The 20,901-nt window shown below is 38.8% G+C and carries 21 protein-coding genes and 1 other annotated feature; all 21 genes read right to left on the reverse strand.

The window, feature by feature from the left end; all coding sequences use genetic code 11:
- Positions 1–43: 43 nt before the first annotated feature.
- The 21 genes from apf to FA707_RS10130 all read right to left on the reverse strand — a co-directional run bounded on the left by apf (position 44) and on the right by FA707_RS10130 (position 20,832).
- Positions 44–634, reverse strand: a complete 591-nt coding sequence (gene apf, locus FA707_RS10030) for an aggregation-promoting factor (RefSeq protein ID WP_136954067.1) — start codon at positions 632–634, stop codon at positions 44–46.
- Between the two features lie 542 nt (positions 635–1,176).
- Complete coding sequence (locus FA707_RS10035; protein ID WP_168177401.1) at positions 1,177–1,824, reverse strand: helix-turn-helix domain-containing protein; 648 nt, start codon at positions 1,822–1,824, stop codon at positions 1,177–1,179.
- Positions 1,825–2,051: 227 nt separating this feature from the next.
- Positions 2,052–2,690 carry a uridine kinase gene (gene udk, locus FA707_RS10040; protein ID WP_136954069.1) on the reverse strand — a complete coding sequence of 213 codons (639 nt, stop codon included), beginning with the start codon at positions 2,688–2,690 and terminating at the stop codon, positions 2,052–2,054.
- An 80-nt stretch (positions 2,691–2,770) separates the two neighbouring features.
- Positions 2,771–3,919, reverse strand: coding sequence for a tRNA epoxyqueuosine(34) reductase QueG (queG, locus tag FA707_RS10045; RefSeq protein ID WP_136954070.1), 1,149 nt, complete (start codon positions 3,917–3,919; stop codon positions 2,771–2,773).
- Positions 3,920–4,014: 95 nt separating this feature from the next.
- On the reverse strand, positions 4,015–4,218 hold the full coding sequence (locus FA707_RS10050) for a hypothetical protein (protein WP_136954071.1): 204 nt from the start codon (positions 4,216–4,218) through the stop codon (positions 4,015–4,017).
- A 63-nt stretch (positions 4,219–4,281) separates the two neighbouring features.
- Positions 4,282–4,782, reverse strand: coding sequence for a methylated-DNA--[protein]-cysteine S-methyltransferase (locus FA707_RS10055; RefSeq protein WP_136954072.1), 501 nt, complete (start codon positions 4,780–4,782; stop codon positions 4,282–4,284).
- A gap of 204 nt (positions 4,783–4,986) precedes the next feature.
- Complete coding sequence (locus tag FA707_RS10060; protein ID WP_136954073.1) at positions 4,987–5,424, reverse strand: hypothetical protein; 438 nt, start codon at positions 5,422–5,424, stop codon at positions 4,987–4,989.
- Positions 5,425–5,522: 98 nt separating this feature from the next.
- On the reverse strand, positions 5,523–8,255 hold the full coding sequence (locus tag FA707_RS10065; RefSeq protein ID WP_136954074.1) for a cation-translocating P-type ATPase: 2,733 nt from the start codon (positions 8,253–8,255) through the stop codon (positions 5,523–5,525).
- 240 nt (positions 8,256–8,495) lie between these two features.
- Positions 8,496–9,293 (reverse strand): hypothetical protein, encoded by a 798-nt coding sequence (locus FA707_RS10515; RefSeq protein ID WP_210409620.1) that lies wholly within the window; start codon positions 9,291–9,293, stop codon positions 8,496–8,498.
- Positions 9,294–9,306: 13 nt separating this feature from the next.
- Complete coding sequence (locus FA707_RS10075; protein WP_136954075.1) at positions 9,307–9,831, reverse strand: NYN domain-containing protein; 525 nt, start codon at positions 9,829–9,831, stop codon at positions 9,307–9,309.
- Positions 9,832–9,849: 18 nt separating this feature from the next.
- Positions 9,850–10,764 carry a 23S rRNA (guanosine(2251)-2'-O)-methyltransferase RlmB gene (rlmB, locus tag FA707_RS10080; protein ID WP_136954076.1) on the reverse strand — a complete coding sequence of 305 codons (915 nt, stop codon included), beginning with the start codon at positions 10,762–10,764 and terminating at the stop codon, positions 9,850–9,852.
- Entirely contained in the window at positions 10,748–11,161 is a 414-nt protein-coding gene (locus FA707_RS10085; RefSeq protein ID WP_168177402.1) for a Mini-ribonuclease 3, read from the reverse strand. The genes rlmB and FA707_RS10085 overlap by 17 nt, the downstream gene beginning before the upstream one ends.
- A complete protein-coding gene (gene cysS, locus FA707_RS10090) occupies positions 11,161–12,570 on the reverse strand; it encodes a cysteine--tRNA ligase (protein ID WP_136954078.1) in 1,410 nt (469 codons plus the stop codon). Before cysS ends, FA707_RS10085 begins: the two co-directional genes overlap by 1 nt.
- A 4-nt stretch (positions 12,571–12,574) precedes the next feature.
- On the reverse strand, positions 12,575–13,111 hold the full coding sequence (gene epsC / locus FA707_RS10095; RefSeq protein WP_136954079.1) for a serine O-acetyltransferase EpsC: 537 nt from the start codon (positions 13,109–13,111) through the stop codon (positions 12,575–12,577).
- A gap of 77 nt (positions 13,112–13,188) precedes the next feature.
- Positions 13,189–13,399: a binding site (T-box leader), on the reverse strand.
- Complete coding sequence (gene gltX / locus FA707_RS10100; RefSeq protein ID WP_136954080.1) at positions 13,398–14,861, reverse strand: glutamate--tRNA ligase; 1,464 nt, start codon at positions 14,859–14,861, stop codon at positions 13,398–13,400. (Overlaps the previous feature by 2 nt.)
- Before the next feature lie 48 nt (positions 14,862–14,909).
- Complete coding sequence (locus FA707_RS10105) at positions 14,910–16,013, reverse strand: PIN/TRAM domain-containing protein (RefSeq protein ID WP_136954081.1); 1,104 nt, start codon at positions 16,011–16,013, stop codon at positions 14,910–14,912.
- A gap of 21 nt (positions 16,014–16,034) precedes the next feature.
- Positions 16,035–17,405: a DNA repair protein RadA gene (gene radA, locus FA707_RS10110; protein ID WP_136954082.1), complete on the reverse strand. Its 1,371-nt coding sequence runs from the start codon at positions 17,403–17,405 to the stop codon at positions 16,035–16,037.
- 121 nt (positions 17,406–17,526) lie between these two features.
- Positions 17,527–18,060, reverse strand: a complete 534-nt coding sequence (locus tag FA707_RS10115; RefSeq protein ID WP_136954083.1) for a dCTP deaminase/dUTPase family protein — start codon at positions 18,058–18,060, stop codon at positions 17,527–17,529.
- Positions 18,061–18,128: 68 nt separating this feature from the next.
- Entirely contained in the window at positions 18,129–19,013 is an 885-nt protein-coding gene (locus FA707_RS10120; RefSeq protein WP_136954084.1) for a PhzF family protein, read from the reverse strand.
- Complete coding sequence (locus tag FA707_RS10125) at positions 19,013–19,792, reverse strand: YibE/F family protein (protein WP_136954085.1); 780 nt, start codon at positions 19,790–19,792, stop codon at positions 19,013–19,015. The genes FA707_RS10120 and FA707_RS10125 overlap by 1 nt, the downstream gene beginning before the upstream one ends.
- On the reverse strand, positions 19,789–20,832 hold the full coding sequence (locus tag FA707_RS10130) for a YibE/F family protein (protein WP_136954086.1): 1,044 nt from the start codon (positions 20,830–20,832) through the stop codon (positions 19,789–19,791). The genes FA707_RS10125 and FA707_RS10130 overlap by 4 nt, the downstream gene beginning before the upstream one ends.
- Positions 20,833–20,901: the final 69 nt, after the last annotated feature.

Below are 20,901 nucleotides of genomic sequence, written 5' to 3' on the forward strand. Positions count from 1 at the left end.
TCCTTTACAGAAATCAGTTTCTATACTATTTACTTTCCCTATCTTAGTACCAACCGTTAGCTAACCAGAAGTTTTTAGCTGCTTGCCATGAACCATAACGAGATGATACATAGTTATCAGCAACACGTTCTTGGTTTTCTGGTGAGTAGTCACCGTTTAAATAGCTATCAGTTAATTGATATTTACCAACATATTGACCGTTACGAGCATTGTAGTTGTTTGTTGACTCTTTAAAAGCAATCCAAGACTTCGCTTCTGCTTCAGAACCTGAAGCGTTTGAAGTGTAGCTTGATGCTGCTGGTTGCGTTTCTTGTACTGGAGCTGTTTGAACAGGTTGTGATTCTACAACTGTTTGAATTGCTTCAACTTGTGCAACTGGAGCTGCTTGAACAAAACCAGCTTCAGTATCAAATACTAATGTTTCACCTACAAAAATCATGTTAGCATCAGCGATATTATTTGCCGCTGCAATTGTATTATAGTAAGAAGCATCACCAAAGTACTCTTGCGCAATAGTTGATAATGTTTCACCTGATTTGATTGTATGTGAAACTTCTGCTGCGTCAACACTATTCATCCCTAATCCAAAAGTAACTAATCCTGCCATACCTAAAACTAATTTAGAAAATTTCATAATAATATTTCTCCTTCGATTTTGACAATCATGATTGACTGTCTCTTCTATTCGGGCATTTGATTTACGTCTCATAATGTTGCTCGACGTTTGCCACGAGAACTATTAAAACATTTTTATGTTACAAAACATCAATAGATTAATAACAAAAAGCGAAGAAATATGACAAAATGTAATATTTCCTGTCATTTAAGGATCTATCTACTAAAAATAACCTCATTAAAAACCACGAATCAACCGCTATCTATCAACGTTTCCGATGTTTTTTGAAATCGTTCATTTATAAACCCTTTTAACATCGCGTATATTTCAAAAAAAAAGTGATTTATTTTTATTTTTTTGCTTGATTCGACAAAAAAAAGATGAAAAATAAGATTTTTAGCGAAATATTACAAGTTTGTGTCTTTCTTTATTACAGAATTACTTTGTATCATAATCAGAAGTTACGTTACCTCGTTGTAATATTAGAGTACTTAATTGCCACTAAACATCAAAAAACAAGCACTATTAACGAGTTCATCAATAGTGCTTGTTAGGATTAACTAATAAATATTGAGCCAATAATCACCTTCAGTGGCAGATATCACAACTTTATAACGTGTATTCTTTTCTAACTCCGCTAGTTTTTGTTCCTGACCAGCTTCTAATAGAAACTGTTTTATCATTTGATTGTGCTGATCATAAATCGCCACGTTCATTGATCCACTACTACTCGCATCATTCACTAAAGTTTGTTGCCAACGTCGATTAGTAAACTCTAAATACGATTTGCCTTCAAAAACAGCGATTGTTTCTTCGTTCGAGGTTGAATTGATTGCTATTCTCGTAGACATAATTGGCGAAATGTACTGATGAACACTGCCTACTTCTTGATACCATAACCATCCTGTCAAACCTACAAACACTGCTAATAAAATTGAAACCATTCGTAGTCGCCATTTTCTTTGCTTGTTCTTTCTCTGTTCCTGACTCACTTCTTTAACCATCACTTGGTCCTCCCTTAACAAATCATCTAAGGAGACTGCCAGTACGTCGCTTAGTAAAATTACCACATCCAAATCTGGATAATTTCGACCGATTTCCCAGTTTGAAATAGCTGATCTTGAAACATGTAATTTTTCAGCTAATGCTTGTTGCGTTAATTCTTTTTCTTGTCTAAATTTTTTTATTCTTTCACCAATTGCGACCATCCTTGCCCTCCTGTATTTAACCATAATGTCCTTTGGTAATTTATGCTTGCGCGCCTTTGTGACGTTACTTTATTTTAACGTATTTTCAGTTGCGTGTTTGATTGATTGCATAAAAACAGCCTGCCACAATCTGTGACATCTTGATAGAGCAAGCTTTTAATAGTATCTAACACTATATTAAAAAAACTCCAACACTTTTCAAGATAAGTGCTAGAGTTTTTATTGCATTATTTTTTATCAATAATCGTGGCGATTTTAGTTGTTAGTAAGTCAACCGCTACTTGATTTTCGCCACCTTGTGGGATGATAATATCCGCATATTTCTTGGTTGGTTCGATAAATTGGTGATGCATTGGTTTTACAACTGATAAATATTGATTGATGACTGAATCTAATGTACGTCCGCGTTCTTCCATGTCGCGTTTAATACGACGGATGATACGAATGTCATCTTCAGTATCCACGTAGACTTTAATATCCATTAAGTCACGTAAACGTTCATCTTCAAGAATTAAAATTCCTTCAATAATAATCACTTCTTTAGGTTCTTGATGCACAACCTTTTCACTACGTGTGTGACGATCGTAATCGTAAATCGGTTTATCAATCGCTTCGTAATTCAACAATTTATTTAAGTGCTCAATTAATAAATCAGTGTCGAACGCTAATGGATGATCATAGTTTGTTTCTAAACGTTCTTCAAACGTTAAATGGCTTTGATCTTTGTAGTAAGAATCTTGTTCAAACAACACAATTGAGTGTTCTTCTGTAAATGCTTCTAACAATTTACGACTAACACTTGTTTTTCCACTACCTGATCCACCAGTTACACCTATTAATACGGGTCTTTTTTTATTGTCTCCCATCAAGATTTTACCTCTTTCATCTCAATATATTCTTATTAATATTAGACTATCTATCCACAAGAATCAATCTTTTTATCGCATTACTGCCACTTTTTGATCACTTTTGTCAATTCTTCTATCATTTCTGGTGCCTCCTCATCGGCTAATAAATCTTCAAAAAAGGCGTAAAGCTCAGGATTAGGCTGAGTTCCGACAATTTTTCCGACCGACCACACAGCCGTTGCGCGAATATCCGGACGAGGATCGACTTCAATCACTTGTAGTAAATCTGGTAAAGCTGATTTTTGACGTGCATTGCCTAGCGCAATGATGGCATTGCGTTGAATAGGCTTTTTGCCACGCCATGAACCCGCTAAATAACCAAACTTTGTTTTAAATTCTTTGTTAGAAATGGTCAGTAATGGTTTTAATAACGGCGTCACCACTTCCGGATCTGGTTCCATTTCCTCATGAAAATGAGCATCTTTGCCTTTATTAAACGGACACACTTGCTGGCAAATATCGCAACCGTAAATGACTGTGCGAATTTTTGAACGAAATTCTTCCGGCATCATACCGCGCGTTTGCGTTTGATAGGACAAACATAACTGGGCATTCATCCGACCGTCCCCTAATAAAGCGCCCGTTGGACAAGCATCGATACATTTGGTACATTCGCCACATTGATTCTCAATCGGTGTATCAGGTTCAAACGGGATATTCGTAATGATTTCCCCTAGATAAACGTACGAGCCAAATTCTTCCGTAATAAGTAAACCATTTTTGCCGATAAATCCCAGCCCTGCTCGTTGCGCTACTGCAACATCAATCAATTCACCGGTATCAACCATTGGCTTAAACGTTAACTCCGTATCATCTTCTGCAACTTCTTTAATAAAAGTAATTAACTTATTCATACGATCGCGCAAAATATTGTGGTAGTCAATGCCCCACGAGGCGCGCGCAAAGCTTCCTCGACGTTCTCCACGCGTAATGCCAGGTTTCTCCTTAATCTTCGTTGGATAGGCTAAAGCAATTGAAATAATCGACTGTGGTTGTTCAAAAATCTTATCAGGATAGAGTCTTTCTTCTATTATAGGGTGTTCAAATCCGGTGGTGTGTCCGGCAGCCTTTTGCTCTTCCAGACTAGTTTTTAAATGTGCGAATGATGAGGCGTCAGTAAAACCGATTTTATCAATACCTAGTTGTTTACTTTCAGCGATAATTCGTTCTTTCAATGCTTGATTCATGACCGTCCCTCCTAATTACCTTCTATTATACAAAAAAAACACTAGAAACCCTACCCCTATGGTAAGCTTCTAGTGCCAAAGATACTATATTTAGTTTAAAACCAATTAAACGGAATCAATGCTTCTAAAAACAAATCAAAGAACACGGACTTAAATTTCGCCCACCATGTTTTGAAAAAAGGCTGTCCGTGCTTAATCTTGGCATATAGCGCCATTACGCACCCACAAATTACAGCTAACACTAATAATACCACGATTACTATGACAATCGCTGCCATAATATTAATAAGCCACTGCACGAATTTCCCCTCCTTTAGTTGGTCAACTAACTATCAATTGCTTCACAAAAATATCACCTTATTCTAACATCTAACACCTTCAAGCGCTAGCAATGTCCTTTTCATCTCAATACCACCGTTATACCCACCCATGCCTCCATCTGAACGTAACACCCTATGACAAGGAATTACAATTCTTAAAGGGTTATGTCCAATAGCTGTGCCCACAGCACGAACTGCATTAGGACGTCTAATCATTTGAGCAATCTGACTGTAAGAAGTTGTGTGACCATAAGGAATTCCTTGAAGGGCTTGCCATACTTCAAGTTGAAAGGCTGTCCCTTCTCCTAATAAGTCAATCGGAAGTGAAAACATTTGACGAGATCCTTCAAAATACTCAGCTAGTTCACGCTGATAAGGCGCTAGGATTTGTTTAGATAAGCGACAATCATATGCTGCATACCGGGACAAAAAGGCATCTTTTGGTTCGTCAAACGCACTAATAGCGACCCAACCTCGTGAGCTAACTAATAAATAAACCTGATAATTTTTAACTTTTAAGTCATCATAATACAAAACGTTCATCTTCTCATCTCCTTATCTTTAAATACTATTCAACAAAAAAAACCACTACGATAATTTTCGTAGTGGAAAAAAGGAGTTATTTTACTCTGGAGGAGTAAAATGAAAAATAAAAAGGTTGTTGTTGGTTATGTATTTATAATACTAAACTTTCATCTCGATGTCTATTATTTAGCATCGATAACCTAATTTTTTCATAAACGGCCTTTATTTTAATAACAGGTTACTTAATCGTTGCACGCAAAAGGCTAATGTTTCAGTCACTTCATCTTGTTGTGCTTCCGATTGATTGAATTTTTCGACATCTAAATCAGCTGGAGTTGCACCTAGGGAATCAATCATAGCTTGGCATGATACGATATAATCTTCGTAAGTTTTTTCAAACTTTTTATGAATACCGATAACTTTGATCGGAGCTTTTTGATCTTTTAGCAAGCCTGCTAATTTTTTATAGTTTTCTAAACCCGTGCCAAAGGCTTCTTTAATCCCTTTATATTGTTCTTCCGTAATATCCGCTACTGTCCCGTTATCGATTGCGTGACGAACGATTTCAAAGAAAGGATTCATTGCCTCGCCTGTTTGTTCTGTTACTTCCACTACATTATTTATTTTTTGTGCATAAAAACCAACATTTGTCTGTTTCATTATTAATTCTCCTTGTCATTTTATTGATAGTCTTATTTTACCTTTTTATCTACAATAAAAAAAGAAGTAGGTAACATTTCCTACTTCTTTTTAAGAAATTATTTATTTAATGCTTTACGTTGGAAGAACTTCACAATTTCAACAATTGGGATAATTGAGATTGACGCACATAGCACAATCACCCATTGATAGGTATCTAAGTGAGTTACTTGGAATAAATCATTAAATCCTGGAATCACAATCGTTGCTGCTAATAAAACAAATGACAAGATAACCGCGTAGTTAAATGTTTTGTTTCTAAACGCACCGACTTTGAATAATGAACCATGGACTGACTTCACGTTGAAGGCATGGAACAATTGGATTAAGGCTAAAGTAGCGTAAGCCATTGTTAACGCATCACCGTGTTGTAAGTTGTAAATCGCTTGTTCCATTGAAAGACCATCAGCAGCTGCAGCCGCTTTTTGAGCAGCATCTAATGCTGTGTGGGCTGGCCATTTAAGAGCTGACCAATAAACGCCTAATGTGATACCCGCTTCTAAAATACCTTGGTAGATAATACTGCTTAAGACACCACCAGAGAAGAAGTTAGAGTTACGTCCACGAGGTTTTTGTTTCATCACATCTTTTTCAGCTGGCTCTAAACCTAAAGCAATTGCTGGGAACGTATCAGTTACGACGTTGATCCATAATAAATGAACCGGTAATAATGTATCCCATTTTAACAATGTTGCGATAAATAAGGTTAACACTTCCCCTAAGTTAGCGGCAAGTAAGTATTGAATCGTTTTTTGGATATTTGAGAAAACTTTACGTCCTTCTTCAACTGCTACAACAATCGTTGAGAAGTTATCATCGGCAAGGACCATGTCACTTGCACCTTTAGATACTTCCGTACCTGTGATACCCATTCCGATACCGATATCCGCTGTTTTAAGAGCTGGTGCATCGTTAACACCGTCACCAGTCATCGCTACTACTTTACCTTCTGCTTGCCATGCTTTAACGATACGCACTTTATGTTCAGGAGATACACGCGCATAGACTGAGTAGTTAGGCACAACCTTAGCAAATGCTTCGTCTGATAACTCATTTAATTCTGCCCCTGTAATAACCGCTTCATGTTGACCTTCCGTAATAATACCTAAACGAGCCGCAATTGCTTCAGCTGTGTCTCGGTGGTCACCAGTAATCATAATTGGACGGATACCTGCTTCTTTTGCTACACGTACCGCTTCGGCTGCTTCTTTACGTTCTGGGTCAATCATTCCGACTAAACCGGCAAAAATCAAGTTATTTTCAACAACATCTGATTCTAATTCCGTTGGCACTTCATCAACAAACTTGTACGCCATCGCTAAAACGCGAAGCGCTTGTTTAGCTAAAGTAGTGTTTGTTGTTAAAATCAATGAACGTTCAGCCTCATCCATTGGCTTAATTTCACCATTCACATCATAAGAAACGGTACGTTTTAATAATTCATCTGGCGCCCCTTTAGTTGCTACTAAATAACGGCCATCTGCTAATTGGTGAATCGTTGACATTAATTTACGATCTGAATCAAATGGTACTTCGGCCACACGTGGTTCATTCGCAACAAATTCACGGACGTCAAAACCTTTGTTTAAACCATATTTTACTAAAGCTGTCTCAGTTGGGTCACCGATTAACGTTCCTTCAGCTGAGAATTTTGTATCATTACAGTAGTTCATCACTTTTAAGGTCATGTTATCAGCTGGCATTGCTTGATCAGCAGCTACTACTTGATTGTTAGTAAATAATTGTTCAACGGTCATTTGGTTAACGGTTAACGTACCTGTTTTATCTGAACAGATAATATCCGTACTACCTAATGTTTCAACGGCTGGCAATTTACGGACTAACGCGTTACGTTTGGCCATAATTTGCGTACCTAAAGCTAACACAATGGTTACAATCGCTGGTAAACCTTCTGGAATCGCTGCAACGGCAAGTGAAACTGATGTTAATAACATATCAACCCAGCTCTTGTTTCCGCCCATCATTCCGACAACAAACATGATGACACAGATAGCTAAAATTGCATACGTTAACCATTTACCTAATTGGTTTAAGTTTTCTTTTAACGGTGTGTTTGTTTCATCAGCTTGTGCTAACATGCTGGCGATTTTACCAACTTCCGTATTCATACCAGTCCCTGTTACCACTCCGATACCACGACCATAAGTAACGTTACTGTTCATATAACCCATATTCAAGCGGTCACCAATCCCAGTATCTGCATCAGATAAGACTTCGATATTTTTTTCAACTGGCACTGACTCACCCGTTAAAGCAGCCTCTTCAATTTTTAAAGAGTTCGCTTCTAATAAACGAATATCAGCGGGAATAACATCTCCAGCTTCTAGTAACACAATATCACCAGGCACGATTTCTGTACTCTTGATAACTTTCGCATTACCATTGCGCAACACGTTGGCATTCGGTGTTGACATATCTTTCAAGGCATCAATGGCTTGCTCCGCCTTCGCTTCTTGAACCACACCAAAAATGGCCATTAAGAACACTACAACAACAATCATAATTGCTTCGACATGGTCACCCATAATACCTGATACTACGGCTGCCACTAATAAAATAATAATCATTAAATCTTTAAATTGGTCTAAAAATTTAGAAAAAAGTGTTTTCTTTTTACCTTCATCCAATTGGTTTTCGCCATACTCAGCTAAACGTTTAGCCGCTTCCGCATCGCTCAACCCTTCACGATTAGAACCTAATTTACTTAAGACCGATTCTTCAGTTTCGGTGTAAAAAGGTTCAATCAGTTGTTGCTTTTTCTCTTCTGACATAATACTTCCTCCTCAAAAAAATTTTCCTACCATATAGTAATAAAAAAAGAGACTTATGTATGAGCAAGTAAGTTGTTCATACATAAGTCTCACTATTTAAGACAACACCAGAATCGCTTCTTGTTGTTGATGTTGTCACGATTCAAACAATCGCCAGTTACTCCCCTATGGATAGATTTCTTACTTATTATACCGTTAAGTGAGAAAACTTTCAAACAATACTAGCAAAAATACTGTTCCTTATTTAACAACGGTCCATTCATCAATCGTTTTTCCCGTTGTATCTTTTAACACTAACCAACCATTTGTCCCACCATAATATAAAAATAGCCCGACTTCATTTACACTTTTCAATACAATGTCTTCAATTGTCTGTCCGTCACGAATTTTATCCTGATGTTCTGATCGTAATTGTTGGCCCATCTTAGCACTTAAGCCTATACTGCCATCTTTGTTAAGCGGCATCTCTTGGCGTAACTTAGCACCTGCTTTAATTAGCATTTCGTTACGTTTTTGCCAGTAAACCGTTGCCTGCGCGTCAAATGAGTTCACGTAAAACGGTATCTCAGCAATATCTTTAGTAAAACGATGCTGCGCTTTAGCTGGTTTAGCTTTTTTCACCACTAACAACGGATAGCCTATACGTTGTAAGATTTCTAACAACGTCTCGACTACTTGCGCCGTTGTAGCGACTTGATTAGCCGGTAATTGCGGTGTTACTTCAACATCCTTAAACGCCTTTAGCTTGGCTGCTTGTGCTTGTTTAATCAAATAACTTTGCAGCGCACTTGGTTCAACTTCCCAACCTAGGCTTACTTCAATGATAGCCGCTTCATTTGCTAAAGTCCATTGTGACACCTCATCCGCCAGAGCTATTGCCACCAATTGTTGACCCGCTAATTTTAAATAAACCGCATGAGTTTGAGGGGATGGTACAGTATCTAGATAAATTGACACTTGTTTGATTGATTCTGGCGTTGCTGGTGTCAGTACGGTCATATTATCCGTTAACACTAGTTCAAACGTGGTTTTCTTCATACAGGCACCTCTTTTATTCAGATAATTGATCACGCAAGGCTTCTAGTCGCTCGATTTCAGCTAACGACCACGGCACATTGCGTGAATATTGCTGATAGCGTGTCGCTAAAATTTCTTTTTTGATTTCACGCTGTGATTCTTCGACATCGCGAAACAACTCAAACGCTGATTTACGTAGAGCGCCTCGTGAAAAAATCAGCCATTGTTCAGCTAAATCACTCGTTGCAACCGTCACTAACGTTTTAACATCGATTAGTTTCGCTGCTTCACGCTCAATATATGTATCAGCTGTTTCATCGGTTTTTGTGAAAACAACCGTGACATTGTATTCTTGATACTCTTGTTGAATACCTGGCACTAACTGCGCGTCGAAGACAACAATCACTTTAATATTCTTAAATTTGGCATAATTGGATAATTCGAATAATAAAGCATCGCGGGCATCCGCTAGTTTGTCTTGGTTTTTCAAATAGACGAGTTCAGGCCAAGCCCCAATCATGTTGTAACCGTCTACCATTAGGATTTGTCGTTTTAACATCGGCTGACCTTCTTTCTATTAGTGACGTTTACGAAAGACTTCGTACATCATGACACCCGCTGCCACACTGGCGTTTAAACTTTGCACATGACCGGTCATCGGAATCGTCAACATTTCATCGACTTCTTTCTTCAAGCCTGGTGAAATGCCTTTGCCTTCATTACCGATAATTAAAGCCGTTGGGCCTGCCACGTTCCAATGGCGATAGTCTGTCCCGTTCATATCTGTTCCATAAACCCAGAATTGCTTGTCTTTTAGCGTTCTAATTGCTTGTGCTAAATTCGTCACACGCGCAACTGGCACATGTTCCACCGCACCTGTAGAAGTTTTAGACACAACTGAGGTAATCCCAACCGCACGGTGTTTCGGAATAATTACCCCATCAACCCCCGTTGCATCAGCTGTTCTTAAAATTGATCCAAAGTTATGTGGGTCTTCAATACTATCTAAAATTAAGTAAAATGGTGCTTCGGAAGTTGTTTGCTCTAATAAGCCTTCAATCGTTAAATACTCATACGGCGTTACCCCTAGGACAACCCCTTGGTGATTACCATGGTCTGATAATAAATCTAACTTACTTTTTGGCGCAAACTGCATGGGAACAGAATGTTTTGTCGCCAATTTTTTCACATCGTCAATTCGACGGCCTGATAAATCTTCTTGGACGAATAATTTATTTCCTCGTTTAGCTTCTAAGGCTTCACTCACACCGTAAAAACCAATCGCAAAGTCTTCTGCATTTGTTGTAGGTGTTTCTTCAGGTTGTTCTTTTCTTGGTGCTTCATGACGGCTATTTTCACGGCCTCTACGATTGGGTTCTTTAAAATCTTTTTTAGCTCCTGGTTTTTTGTCGAATTTACGACCCTTACTCTCTTTAGAGTCTGAATCGTTCGAGCGTTTCGACGAACGACGTTGATTAGTTTGTTTTTTCATTTATTTTCTCCTTTTGATTGACACACCATATCATCAACTCATTCAAGCGATCGGTTTGTCCTTGCAAATGCAAGTAACCCATTAACGCTTCAAAACCTGTTGAGGCACGGTACGTTTTAACATCGGCATTTTTAGCGGTCGTATGGCTTTTGGCATTGCGTCCGCGTTTAAAAATTGCTTCTTCTTCCTCAGTCAACATCCCTTCTGCTAACATATCCGCAATTGAACTGGCTTGCGCTTTTGCTGACACGAACTTCGTTGCTTTTTGGTGCAACATATTTGGACGAGTATTACCTTTTCTAATTAAATAATCGCGAATAAACACTTCATAAATCGCATCACCCACATAGGCTAATGCTAAACCGTTTAGTAGCGTAAAATCTTGATGTTCACTCATTAGCTTCTTCTCCATCTAACCCCTTGAGGCGTATCTTCTAAAATAATTCCTTGTTCCTTCAACAAATCACGAATCTCATCACTACGGGAAAAATTCTTCGCTGAGCGCGCTTCGTTACGTTCATTGATTAATTGCTCGATTTCTTCATCTAATAATTCAGCTTGCGTGTTTAAACTCACACCAAAAATCACTAACCAGTTCGTTAATTTTTCTAAAGCCGCTGCTAACACAACTTGTGAAACAGCGTCACGTTCTGAATATTGATTTAGCCATTTGATTAAGTCATAAACAACCGTAATCCCATTTGCCGTATTAAAATCATCATCCATCGCCGCTACAAATTGCTCTTCAAAATCGGCTAAAGTCGATAAATCTTCCGCGTCACTTACTAGTTCAGCCTCAGCTTGGGCTTGGCGGAATGAAGCATTATCAAAAGCTGTTTGTAAACGAGCTAAGTTGTTTTCGGCATCTTTAATCGTTGCCTCATTAAATGGAATCGGACGACGGTATTGTGTCGTTGCTAGAGCAAAACGAATAATCATCGGATCGACTTGTTGCATCAATTCATGAGCTGTCACGAAGTTCCCTAGTGATTTACTCATTTTTTCGCCGTCACCCACTGTTACAAAACCGTTATGCATCCAGTAGTTCGCGAATTTTTTGCCCGTTTTTGCTTCAGATTGAGCAATTTCATTCTCGTGATGTGGGAATTGTAAGTCTTCGCCACCGGCATGTATATCAATGGTATCGCCCAGATGTTTCGACGCCATCACCGAACATTCAATATGCCAGCCTGGACGACCTGCACCCCAAGGAGAGTCCCAAGAAATTTCACCTTCTTTAGCGCTCTTCCATAAAGCAAAGTCTAACGGATCTTCTTTTTTATCTTGCTCAGTCCCCGTTCTTTGACTCGCACCAATTTCTAATTCGTCAATTGCCTGATGACTTAATTGACCATAGTTTTTAAATTTACGGGTACGATAATACACATCACCTTCAGACTCATAAGCAAAGTCTTTAGCGATCAATTCCTCGATAAACTCAATAATATACGTCATGTGATCCACAACTTGAGGATGAACCGTCGCCGGCTTAACATTTAGAGCACCCGTATCTTCTTTAAAGGCTTGAATATATTTAGCGGCTAATTCTTGCGGTGAGATACCTTCTTCTTGAGCCGAACGGATAATTTTATCATCGACATCGGTAAAGTTTGATACGTAATTAACGTCAAATCCACGATACTCTAAATATTTACGGACTGTATCAAAAGCCACTGTACTACGGGCATTTCCGATATGAATGTAGTTGTAAACGGTTGGACCGCAGACATACATTTTTACTTTTCCCTCTTCTAAGGGGACAAACGTTTCTTTTTCGCGCGTTAACGTATTATAAATTTGAATCATTGCTTTACTCCTTTTTGATTTTTTCTCCATTTATTTTAACCACTTTTGCAGGAATACCGACTGCTGTTGCATTATCGGGAACTGACTGTAATACGACAGAAGCAGCTCCGATTTTTGTGCTCTCACCAATTGTAATTGGGCCTAAAATTTGTGCATGAGCTGAAATATACGCTCCGTTACCAATGGTTGGGTGCCGTTTACCTTGATCTTTACCTGTTCCACCTAATGTGACACCGTGGAACAAGACGACATCATCACCAACTTCAGCTGTTTCACCAATTACAACGCCCATCCCATGGTCGATAAATAGGCGACGACCAAGCGTTGCTCCTGGATGAATTTCAATACCGGTTAAAAAACGACTAAAGGTTGCGATTATTTTCGCTAATAATTTTAAGTGGTTACGATGTAAAACATGAGCCAAGCGATGAAACCAGATAGCATGCAACCCTGGATAGGTCAAAACAATCTCTAACGTAGTTCTAGCAGCTGGATCATTTTTTCTAACCGCTGCAATATCTTCACTAAAACGACTGACCATGTTAACACCTCACTTCTCATTTATTCTTACTCATATTATGACAAAAAAGCGCCCTTTTGAGTAACAAACTGCTTACTCAAAAAGACGCATTGGGCGTGGTTCCACTTTTATTCATAGAAAAATTTATTCTATCTCGGCATTCGTAACATGAATGACTCGTATTAGACTACTTCCATTTCGTCCAATCCACTCACAAGGGGCACTTCATTAACGAAAATGATCTATTTCCAGCAACCATAGACTCTCTGTACATTTGCGTTAATTACTCGTCCTGTTCAACGTGTTTTTATGCTAAAGCTCCATTTAAATGAGCGATAGTTTTTTCTTTACCTAATAATAAAATAGTGTCGCCTAATTCTGGTCCGTGCATTTGGCCTGAAACGGCTACACGAATTGGCATGAATAAGTTTTTACCTTTAACGCCAGTTTCTTTTTGAACGGCTTTAATTGCTGCTTTAATACTTGGAACATCAAACGTTTCTAAGCTTTCTATTTGTCCTTTAAAGGCTTCTAAAACAGTTGGTACTGTTTCACTCGCTAAAACTTCTTTAGCTGCCTCGTCTAAAGTTGGATGTTCGTTGAAGAACATTTCTGTTAATTCGACGATTTCAGCAGCATAACTCATTTGTGGTTGATATAAACCAACTAGTTTTTCAGTCCAAGCACGTTTTTCTTCGGTCATGTCAGCTTCTAACAAGCCTTTTTCAACGAAGAATGGCACACACATATCAGTGAAGGTTGCCACATCTAATGACTTGATGTATTGGTTATTTACCCACTCTAATTTTTTCGGATCAAATGACGCTGGTGATTTACTTAAACGGTTCGCGTCGAATAATTTAATTAATTCATCTTTCGAGAAGATTTCGTCTTCCCCTACTGGTGACCAACCTAATAAGGCGATAAAGTTAAACATCGCTTCTGGTAAGTAACCTAATTCGCGATACTGTTCGATAAATTGTAAAATCGTTTCGTCACGTTTACTTAATTTTTTACCTGTTTCAGTGTTAATGATTAACGTCATGTGACCAAAACGAGGTGCTTCCCAACCAAACGCGTTATAAATCATTAATTGTTTTGGTGTGTTGGCAATATGATCATCCCCACGTAAAACGTGTGAAATTTCCATCATGTGATCATCAACAGCTACCGCAAAGTTGTAAGTTGGCATGCCGTCACGTTTTAAAATAACGAAATCGCCACCGACACTGTCAGATTCAAAGGTAATTGGGCCTTTTACTAAGTCATCAAATGATAATTCTTCGCCACGTGGCACACGGAAACGTACCACATAGTCACGACCTTCAGCTTCAAACGCTGCTTGTTGTTCAGGTGTTAAATGGGCACAAGTTCCAGCGTAACGAGGCATTTCCCCACGAGCTTGTTGTTTTTCACGTGCTTCATCTAATTCTTCTTCCGTACAATAGCATTTATAAGCTAAATTGCTAGCTAATAATTGATCGACTAAAGGCATATAGATGTCTTTACGCTCTGATTGACGGTAAGGACCGTATTTACCAGGCTTGTCTGGAGACTCATCCCAATCAATGTTTAACCATGCTAAGTTCTCTAACTGACTCTTCTCGCCACCCTCGATGTTACGTTTTAAGTCGGTATCTTCAATACGAATAATGAAGTCTCCTCCTAAGTTTCTAGCGAATAAGTAGTTAAATAATGCTGTACGTGCATTCCCAATGTGTAAATGTCCTGTTGGGCTTGGAGCGTAACGTACGCGAACTTTTTTTGTCATGTTAATTATCCTTTCTTCAAAAAGCATTTTATTTAATAAATTTATAAATTATTTATTTTCTTCCATAATACTACGTTGTGCATGAACTGGTTTCGCAAAAATCATGCGTCCTGCTGCCGTTTGTAAGGCACTTGTCACAACGACTTCTATTTCTTTATTCATGAAATGTTGGCCATCCTCTACGACGATCATCGTCCCGTCATCTAGATAGGCGACCCCTTGTTGACGTTCTGTTCCAGCTTTTACAACTTTAACTCGCATATTCTCACCTGGAATAACGACTGGTTTAACCGCGTTAGCTAAAGCGTTAATGTTTAAAACTGGTACATTCTGAAACTCAGAGACCTTATTTAAATTATAATCGTTTGTCACCAAAACACCATCTAAAAGTTTTGCTAAACGGATTAATTTACTATCAACTTCCGTAATGTCATCAAAATCACCATCGTACATCTCAACATCGACACTTTCTTCTTTTTGCAAAGCATTCAAAATGTCTAAGCCACGACGACCACGGACACGTTTCAAGCTATCACCTGAATCCGCGATATACTGCAATTCATACAACACAAAATTAGGAATCAATAAGGTTCCTTCGATAAACCCTGTTTTGGCGATGTCATAAATACGCCCATCTATAATAACACTAGTGTCTAAAATTTTGTACTTTCTGAATGTTTCATCGACTTTACGCTCTAAGACATCCTCTGCGTTTTTGCGATTCTTTGGAATAAATAATTTACGCCAGTCATCCATTTTGGTTGTTCCAATACGAAATCCTAAAAAGCCTAATGTTAATAGAATAAGTGCAGGAATAATATCGCGAATCAATTTGATTTCCATATTGTAAAACGGAACTGACATCAGTACCCCTAATAATAACCCAATAATTGCACCAATTGAACCAAATAATAAATATTGTGAACTCTTTTTACTAATTGTTTCTTCTAATTTTTTATACTGTGAAATAAATTTATTAGCTGTTAAGAGTGATAAGAGATAAAATAACCCCGCGCCAATTAAAATATTCACAATAAAATTATTAAGATAACCATTGCCATCTAAGTTTAAGGCTTCCCACAATTCTGGTAAGATGCTCACGCCAATCCCGCCACCTAGAATGGTCAAAATAATATGATAAACTTTCTTCATAAGTGTAACCTTTCCTCCTCTCTATCCAAAGACACGCTTCAATGCTTCACTCAGCGTTGAAACACCGACGACCTCAATATCCGTAGGTGGCTCCCAACCATGTAAGTTATTCACTGGAACGTAAACTTTTTTAAACCCTAATTTTTGTGCTTCTTTCACCCGATGATCAATACGATTCACCCGACGAATTTCACCCGTTAAGCCAATTTCACCAATAAAACATTCACTCGCATCCGTACCACGATCTTTATAACTTGAGGCAATGCTCATCGCAATCGCCAAATCAATCGCGGGCTCGTCTAATTTAACACCACCGGCAGCTTTTAAATAAGCATCTTGGTTTTGTAATAGCAAGCCGGCACGTTTTTCTAATACCGCCATAATCAAGGTTACTCGGTTGTAATCTAAACCAGTCGCTGTTCTTCTGGCATTACCAAACAAGGTCGGACTGACTAACGCCTGAACTTCCGCCAAAATTGGACGACTACCTTCCATCGAAACAACAATCGCTGAACCGGTCGCACCGTCCAAACGTTCTTCTAAGAACACTTCAGAAGGATTGGTCACTTCGACTAACCCACGTTCTTGCATCTCAAAAATACCGATTTCATTTGTGGAACCAAAACGATTTTTGACCGCTCGTAAAATTCTAAACGTATGGTGACGATCCCCTTCAAAATACAAGACGGTATCCACCATATGTTCCAACATACGCGGACCGGCTAATGCACCTTCTTTAGTGACATGTCCAACAATAAAAATCGCAATTTGATTACTCTTCGCAATTTTCATCAATTCTGCTGTTGTTTCACGTACTTGACTAACACTACCTGAGGCGCTGGTAATTTCCGGTTGCATCATCGTCTGAATCGAGTCAATAATCACATAATCGGGCTTTAAGGTTTCAATTGTTTGACGGATAAGCGACATATCAGTTTCTGGATAAACATAAAAATCATTACCTTCCACTGTTAGACGTTCCGCGCGCATCTTAATTTGTTCCGCACTTTCTTCACCAGAAACATACAAGACTTTACCACCAGATAAATGTAGCTGTTGTGATACTTGTAGCAGTAACGTTGATTTTCCAATACCAGGATCTCCCCCAATTAACACGAGAGAACCAGGGACCACTCCACCACCTAATACACGGTTTAATTCGTCCATTCTGGTTTTAACACGTGGCGTTTTACTCGTTGTGACTTCCCCTAACGTTTGCGGTTTTGCTTGTTTACCGGTCAAATCAACACGACTATTACGTGCCGATTCGACTTGTTCTTTGACTTCCATCATTTCATTCCACGTACCACAATTCGGGCAACGACCTAAATATTGAGGCGAAATATAACCACACGCCTGACATTCAAAATGAGTTTTTGCTTTTTTAGCCACTAATCGTTCCTCCTTGCGATAACTGTCTTTATTCTACCATAAAATAGGCGATTTTCGTCGGTCTTAAGTCGTTCTTTTGATGATTATCTTACCTTTTCTAACTTAAAAACGACTTAAAGAACTAACGTTGACCTGATGAACCAAAACCACCTGTACGATCACCCAATGTGACGTCTTGATCAGCTTTTAAGAATGGCAAGAAAATTCCTTGTCCAATACGATCGCCTTTTGCGATTTTTTTGTCCATCAAACCGAAGTTTAAGAATTGAAACATGATATGCCCTTCGTTATCTGGATTGCCATAATAGTCGCTGTCAATCACGCCGACTCCATTAGCAAGCCATAAATAGTTCTTAAGTGGATTGCTTGAACGATTGGTTAATTGTAAATACTCGTCAGCTCCCATGTAGGCTTTAATCCCGGTTGGAATCAAGGTTGGTTTAATTTCTTTTTGGGTTGCGTCATCCGCGATAAATTTCTCTTTGTTTAACATCGCTTTTAAGGCTGTTGCCACGCCTTGTTTCCAAATGCTTGGAATAATGATATCGGTTGCGGCTTCAAAATCATAACCGGCTGCACCTTTAGTCGCGCGAACAGGTAAGTTTACTTGTCCTTCAAATTGACTTACTACTTCAAATCCTCTAATTTTCTCCATCTCTTACATCCTTTTGATTAATTTATGTCTTTATTATACGCTAGATTAGTAACTGTCGCGGTGTTTATTTAAAGTTTTAATAATTCTTTGGAAACTAATAGCGCTTGACCTTTTATTTTAACACGTAATTGTGCTTCAACTCGTTCAACTGTTACACCTAAACGTCCATCTTTTCCCATTTCTTGCCCTTGTTCGATCATCATCGTCAACGGCAAATCCCCTTGTGGTGCGATATAGGTCCGATAATAAGCGCCCATGACACCACTAGCGGTTCCAGTCACCGGGTCTTCAATCGTCCCTGTGCCCGCACCCGAAAAATGACGTCCATGCATTAAACACTCCTCGTGATACGTGTCTAAACAAATGGGATGAACCGAGGCTTGCGGATATGACGTTAAAATTTCTGGAAATTGTTGATTATTGGGACGCATTTTTTTCATCACTGCTAAATCTTTAACTGGGACAATTAATGTCCATGAACCCGTACTGCCGTAAACTAATGGATAGCGCGGATCAACATCATCAACCGTTAACCCTAAACTACTAGCCAAACGTTCAACCTCGCCATCAAAAGGTTGAAACTGAGGGAGTGCTTGGGTCATTTCAACCCATAACTGACCATTAACTTCTTCTAAACCAATCGTTAAAGCGCCTGCTAACGTTTCAATCGTTAAGCTTTGCGGTTGATGTGCCTGTTGCGCGTACCATTCAGACACCGCCGCAATTGTGCCATGTCCACAAAGGGGCATTTCACTGCCTGGACTAAAAAAGCGCAAACGAAAATCAGCACACGCTGAAGGCAATAAGAAAATCGTCTCACTATAACCAATTTTATTTGCGATAATTTGCATGTCTTCCGTGCTTAAGTTTTCGACCTGCTCCACGACGGCAGCTGGATTTCCTTGATGAGGTATTTGGCTAAAAACTTCCCAATGACGATATGTTAACTCCATTATTCGATTCCTCCCACTTTTGATTTAGGCGATTGTTTCATCTTTATATACAAATAAGCCGTCAGAGGTAACGTGACCAGCGTCCCAATCGCTGCTAGAAACATCACGACCAGTTGACTAACCACTAACTGTGCATTCATTAAATACTGCCAACCATAGTTAAAATCAAGAATAAATAACACCACGCCTAAATAATTACCAAAAAAAGCTAACAACAGTGTGGTCATCGTGGTTGAAACAATATCACGACCGATACGTAAACCTGACTGCCTTAATTGTGCAACTGTCATGTCTGGATGCTCCGATTCAATTTCACTCATTGCACTAGCGACTGAAATCGCACCATCAATCACTGCCCCAACCATTGCCACGATAACCAACACAGCAAAAATATCACGATAATTAACAAGCACGTCTAGTGAGAAGGCACCTAACTCTTCCAATTCTTCCGGCGCAAAGCCATAACTAGCCGATGCGCGTAAAAACACTGGCAATAGGCACGTCATTATCAAAATCACTCCCGCAGAAGCCGTCATACTAACTTTCGTATAATACGCATCAATTTCTTGATTAAATAACCAAAAATTATTAAAAAAAGTTACGATTGTAAAAATAGCCACCACAAGTCCCAGTGAGAAACCTTTGGACAATGCCCAAATCACAAGGATAATACTCATAAGATTAAAAGCTAAATTTAACAACGTAAAAAGCCCTTTCTTTCCCCCAACCATTAACACAACCACACTTAAAATCATGGCCATTAAACTTACGGCGCTCATGAATTATCACCTCTCAATAAACGTGACCCCACCAAAACGCTTAGCGGAATAGTCAGTGCAATCCCTAAACCACCCGTCAAAGCACGACACAGTTCTAACGACAACAGACTACTGAAAGTATTTTGATAGGTCCAACCATTTTCTAAATATAATAAACTCAACGGAATCACTTCACTTAAACAAACAAAAAATAATACATTCGTCATCGGTCCTAAAATATTTTGACCAACATTCCGGCTAACGTTGTAGAGTGTTTTAGTGTTCGCTTTGGGTTGCTGTGCTAGAACTTCCGTGATAGTAGACACAATTGTCACCGCAATATCAGTGGTAGCACCTAGCGTTCCAATTAATAATGAACTGTAATAAATCGAACGGTAAGGACGCGTGACAATGCCAATATCTTCATACCGTAAGCCCGCATGATGTGTGACCTTTAATACCCATAGCGCGATACCCCAAGCAAAAAATGTCCCTCCGATTGTACTCAAAATAATCGCTAAGCGTTGTCGGTGATTCTGACTTAAAAATGCCGTTGTTAATCCCACTGAAATCAAACTATATAACATCATCGCTCCAACTAACGAAAAATTGCCGACTTGTGTATAACCTTTAGCAATCAACAAGAAGACCAACGTATTTAAAGTAATAATCGCCATATTTTTGCCAAACTGACGACTTGAAAATAAATATAGCACGCATAAAAAAGCGCTCAACAGCCGAAAGACTTGTTGGTCACGTTTGACCTGACTGACTTGATGCAGTTGTTTATCTAAAAATACCGTATCCCCAACATGCAACTTTACACTGTCGGCTTCTGAGTAGTAATAACGATGTGCGATCGTCAATGCTTGCTGCGATTGGTTCAGTAAGTGCCCCTCTAACTGTTGGTTAAACTCTGTATCCGTCATTTTTTCTTCTTTGATAGTTGTAATTTTAAAGACAGGTTCTTGATACCACTTCGCATTGTGACCGAAAAAATAATCACCTGATATGATTAGTATCCCTAATATTAATAACCCGATTAACTTCTGACGAGACATACGCTCACCTCCTAATGATTGTTTGATTATACTATATTTTTTACATCAGGCAGATTGTTTTATACAAAA

It is taken from the genome of Vagococcus zengguangii (genome assembly GCF_005145005.1).
GTDB lineage: Bacteria > Bacillota > Bacilli > Lactobacillales > Vagococcaceae > Vagococcus_A > Vagococcus_A zengguangii.